Below are 4891 nucleotides of genomic sequence, written 5' to 3' on the forward strand. Positions count from 1 at the left end.
CCTGCGGCAAGAACGAAGAGGCCGAAGCCAAGGCGGCGCCCGCAGCGGCCGCTGCGCAGGAGCAGGACCCGATGGAGGTCCGCGTCACCGCCGAGATGGCGCCCAACTTCGCCGTCAAGCCCGTGGCGCAGGCGCAGATCGCGTTGCTGCAGGAGGTGTCCGGCCGCATCGAGGCCAATGAGCGCCAGGTCACCCGCATTGGCGCGGCCGCCACGGGACGCGTGACCGAAGTGCTGGTCGAAGTGGGCGACCGCGTGCGCGCGGGCCAGGTGCTGGCCCGCGTGGCCAGCCCCGAGCTGACCACCGCCCAGCTGGCCTATCTGCGTGCACACTCCGCCGCCACGCTGGCCGAGCGCGGCGTGGAGCGCGCGCGCCAGCTGATCGCCGCCGACGTCATCGGCTCGGCCGAGCTGCAGCGCCGCGAGTCCGAGCTGTCGATTGCGCGCGCCGAGCAGCGCGCTGCCGGCGACCAGTTGCGCCTGATCGGCATTCCCGACAGCGCCATCGCCCAGCTGCGCGACAAGGGCACGCTGCAGTCGCATGCGGCCGTGCTGTCCACAGGGGCCGGCGTGGTGATCGAGCGCAAGGTCAGCTCCGGCCAGGTGACCCAGCCCGGCGATCCGCTGTTCACCGTGGCCGACCTGAGCAGCGTCTGGGTGGTGGGCGCGATCCCCGAGCAGATGGCCAGCGGCGTGCGTGCCGGCCAGGCCGTGGAGATCGCCGTGCCCGCCCTGGGCGAGCGCGTGCTGTCCGGCCAAATCGTGCATGTGGGCGACACCGTGACGCCCGAGACCCGCACCGTCACCATCCGCACCCAGGTGGACAACCCCGAGCGCGACCTCAAGCCCCAGATGCTGGCCACCATGCGCATCCAGGGCGAGGTGCGCCAGCTGCTGGCCGTGCCGGCCGAGGCCGTGGTGCGCGAGAACGACCGCGACCATGTCTTCGTCAAGAAGGGCGAGAACCACTACCGTCTCACGCCCGTCGAGCTGGGCACCGCCAGCGGCGGCATGCGCCCCGTGAACAAGGGCGTGGCCGATGGCACGGTCATCGTCACCACGGGTGCCTTCCACCTGAACAACGAGCGCAAGCGCGCAGAGCTGGAGTAAGCCCATGATCGCTTCCATGATCCGGGCCGCACTGAGCCAGCGGCTCATCGTGATCGTGCTCTCGCTGGTGCTGTGCGGCTTCGGCCTGCGCGCCGCCATGAATCTGTCGGTGGATGCCTTTCCTGACGTGACCAACGTCCAGGTCCAGGTGGCCACCGAGGCGCCAGGCCGTTCGCCCGAGGAAATCGAGCGCTTCGTGACCGTGCCGCTGGAAATCGCCATGACCGGCATGCCGGGCCTGGTGGAGATGCGCTCGCTCAACAAGAGCGGCCTGTCCATCATCACCCTGGTCTTCACCGATGCCACCGACGTGTACTTTGCTCGCCAGCTCGTCACCGAGCGGCTGATGGAGGTCACGCCGCGCATGCCCGCAGGCATCATCCCCGTGCTGGGGCCGGTGTCCACGGGCCTGGGCGAGGTCTACCAGTACACGCTGGACCATCCCGACGACGGCAAGCGGGCCCTCACGCCCGAGGAGCTGACCGAGCGCCGCACCATCCAGGACTGGGTGGCGCGCCCGCTGCTGCGCTCCATTCCCGGCGTGGCCGAAATCAACTCGCAGGGCGGCTACGTCAAGCAGTACCAGGTGGAGGTCGATCCCGGCCGGCTGCGCCACTACGGCCTGTCCGTGCGCCATGTGGTCCAGGCCATCGCCGACAACAACGCCAATGCCAGCGGCGGCATCCTGCCCCAGGTCACCGAGCAGTACCTGATCCGCGCCGTGGGCCTGGTCCAGTCGCTGGATGACATCGGCAACATCGTTCTCAAGCAGGAAGGCGGCGTGCCGGTCTTCGTGCGCGATGTGGCCGAGGTCCAGCTGGGCCAGGAAGTGCGCCAGGGCGCCATCATCAAGGGCGGCTATACCGAAGGCGTCTCCGGCATCGTGCTGATGATGCGCGGCGGCAATGCCAAGGAGGTGGTCACCCGCGTGAAGGAGCGCGTGCAGGAGATCAACTCCAAGGGCATGCTCCCCGGCGGCCTGCAGATCGTTCCCTACTACGACCGTACCGACCTGGTCGACTCGGCGCTGTGGACCGTGGGCAAGGTGCTGATCGAGGGCATCCTGCTCGTGGTCGTGGTGCTCTTCATCTTCCTGGGTGACGTGCGCTCCAGCCTGATCGTGGTGGCCACGCTGATCATCACGCCGCTGACCACCTTCATCATGATGAACCGCTGGGGCATCTCGGCCAACCTCATGTCGCTGGGGGGGCTGGCGATCGCCATCGGCCTCATGGTCGATGCCACCGTGGTGGTGGTGGAGAACGTGTTCCACAAGCTCGGCCAGGCCGGCGACAGCATGGGCGCACGCGTGCGCACCGTGCTGTCGGCCACCACCGAGGTGGCCACGCCCACCATCTTCGGCATCGCCATCATCATCCTGGTGTTCCTGCCGCTGATGACGCTGCAAGGCATCGAAGGCAAGATGTTCGGCCCGCTGGCGCTGACCATCGCGATCTCGCTGGCGGTCTCGCTGGCCGTGTCGCTGTTCCTGTCGCCCGTGCTGTGCTCGTACTTCCTCAAGGGCGGCGCGGACCATGACACGCGCCTGATCGCCTTCCTCAAGCGCCACTACCTGCGCCTGCTGGACCTGGCCACCGCGCGCAACCGCGCCACGCTGGCCGTGGCCGTGGCGCTGCTGCTGGGCTCGCTGGGACTGTTCCCGCTGCTGGGCAAGTCCTTCATGCCCACCATGAAGGAGGGGGCGCTGACGCCGCAGATCAACCGCGTGCCCAGCATCTCGCTGGACGAGTCCATCCGCATGGAAATGGCGGCGATGAAGTCCGTGGCCGAAGTGCCCGGCGTGCTCAGCGTGGTCTCCAAGCTCGGACGCGGCGAATCGCCGGCCGATCCCGCAGGCCCCAACGAGTCCGACCCCATCGTGCTGCTGGACCCCGAGTCCGACCGCACCCAGGATGAGATCGACGAAGACATCCGCCAGCGCCTGTCCTCGATCCCGGGCGTGCAGATCGTGCTGTCCCAGCCGATCTCCGAGCGCGTGGACGAAATGGTCACGGGCGTGCGCTCGCAACTGGCCATCAAGGTCTTCGGCGACGAGCTGAGCGAGCTGCGCGACGTGTCCGAGCAGGTCGCACGCATCCTCAAGAGCGTGCCGGGCAGCACGGACATCCGCGTCGAGCGCCTGTCAGGCCAGCAGGCGCTGACCGTGGATATCGACCGCAAGGCGATCGCCCGCCACGGCCTGAACGTCACCGACGTGCAGGGCGTGATCGAGTCGGCCATCGGCGGCAAGGAAGTGACCACGGTCTACGAGGGCGAGCGCCGCTACAACGTGGTGGTTCGCTTCCCCGAGCCGTTCCGCGGCTCGCCCGCCGCCATCGGCGCCACCTTGCTGACCACGGCCACGGGCGCCCAGGTGCCGCTGAGCAGCGTGGCCCGCATCGAGCTGGTGGACGGCCCCGCGCAGATCAGCCGCGAAGGCGGCAAGCGCCGCGTGGTGGTGGGAGCCAACGTGGAAGGGCGCGACCTGGGCGGCTTCGTGACCGAAGTGCAGCAGCGCATCGACAGTGAAGTGCAGTTGCCCGATGGCTACTACTTCAAGTACGGTGGCCAGTTCGAGAACATGGAGCGCGCCATGGGCACGCTGCAGATCATCGTGCCGCTGACCATCGTGGCCATCTTCTTCCTGCTGTTCCTGCTGTTCAACTCGGTCAAGCTGGCCGGGCTGATCATCCTGGTGCTGCCCTTCGCCTCCATCGGGGGACTGATAGGCCTGTTCGTCACGGGCGAATACGTGAGCGTGCCGGCATCGGTGGGCTTCATCGCGCTGTGGGGCATTGCGGTGCTCAACGGCGTGGTGCTGGTCTCCTGCATCCGCAAGCTGCGCGAAGATGGCATGAACGTGGCCGAGGCCGTGCGCGAAGGCTGCGTGCAGCGCTTCCGCCCCGTGATGATGACGGCCACCGTCGCGCTGCTGGGCCTGGTGCCCTTCCTGTTCGCCACCGGCCCCGGCTCGGAGGTGCAGCGCCCGCTGGCCATCGTGGTGATCGGTGGCCTGATCTCGTCCACCCTGCTCACGCTGGTGGTGTTGCCGACCCTGTACCGCTGGTTTGACGAAAAACCGCTGGAAGCCTGATGAAGGAGACACTGCAATGACCATGAAGGAAATCCGGGCCATCGTGCGCCCCAGCCGCCTGGAGCGCCTGCGCGACGCGCTGCGCGCCATTCCCAACTTCCCCGGCGTGACGCTGTTCCGTGCCGAGGGCTTCACGGCCCCGGCCGCCATCGACAAGCGCAGCGTGAAGGAGGAGTTGACCGACTTCTCCGACAAGATCATGGTCTGCGTGCTGGCCGAGGCATCCATGGTCGAGCCCATCCGCGCGGCCATCACCTCGGCCTGTCACTCGGGCCAGGTCGGCGACGGCCTGGTCTGGGTGGTGGACATCGCCGAGATCCACCGCATACGCGATGGGCAAAGCCTGGCCTGACCCGGGCTGCAGCAGGGCGCCGGAATGCAGGGCGACATAAAAAAGTCATGCATTCCGGAATTGCCCCAAAAACGCTGTGCTACAATTTTTGAATCGCAGCAACGAAGCAGTGCAACGTTGCAGCAAGGGGGTATAGCTCAGCTGGGAGAGCGCTTGCATGGCATGCAAGAGGTCATCGGTTCGATCCCGTTTACCTCCACCAAAAATTGAGACTTGAGTATTTACGCAAGTTCTAGGATTGACCCTATCGTCTAGAGGCCTAGGACATCACCCTTTCACGGTGAGTACCGGGGTTCGAATCCCCGTAGGGTCGCCAAGTTTGCAGCACTTGGCTCG

General features: G+C 67.1%; 3 protein-coding genes and 2 tRNA genes. All 5 read left to right on the plus strand.

Translation table 11 applies throughout. The features are described 5' to 3' along the window. Positions 1–1109 (plus strand): efflux RND transporter periplasmic adaptor subunit (locus QZ709_RS00885; protein ID WP_294635487.1); only part of this gene is annotated, 1109 nt, incomplete at its 5' end. Between the two features lie 4 nt (positions 1110–1113). Further along, positions 1114–4203 carry a CusA/CzcA family heavy metal efflux RND transporter gene (locus tag QZ709_RS00890; RefSeq protein WP_016450796.1) on the plus strand — a complete coding sequence of 1030 codons (3090 nt, stop codon included), beginning with the start codon at positions 1114–1116 and terminating at the stop codon, positions 4201–4203. Between the two features lie 16 nt (positions 4204–4219). After that, positions 4220–4555, plus strand: coding sequence for a P-II family nitrogen regulator (locus QZ709_RS00895; protein WP_016450797.1), 336 nt, complete (start codon positions 4220–4222; stop codon positions 4553–4555). A gap of 126 nt (positions 4556–4681) precedes the next feature. Then, positions 4682–4757 (plus strand) — tRNA-Ala (locus tag QZ709_RS00900). A 38-nt stretch (positions 4758–4795) separates the two neighbouring features. Beyond that, positions 4796–4871: transfer RNA gene (locus tag QZ709_RS00905), tRNA-Glu, on the plus strand. The last annotated feature ends 20 nt before the right edge of the window (positions 4872–4891 follow it).

Source organism: uncultured Aquabacterium sp. (genome assembly GCF_913773725.1).
Taxonomy (GTDB): Bacteria; Pseudomonadota; Gammaproteobacteria; order Burkholderiales; family Burkholderiaceae_C; genus Aquabacterium.

Bases quoted from the DNA above. Each gene is read 5' to 3' on its own strand.
- QZ709_RS00890 (WP_016450796.1), top strand. From the start codon at position 1,114: ATGATCGCTTCCATGATCCGGGCCGCACTGAGCCAGCGGCTCATCGTG.
- QZ709_RS00895 (WP_016450797.1), top strand. From the start codon at position 4,220: ATGACCATGAAGGAAATCCGGGCCATCGTGCGCCCCAGCCGCCTGGAG.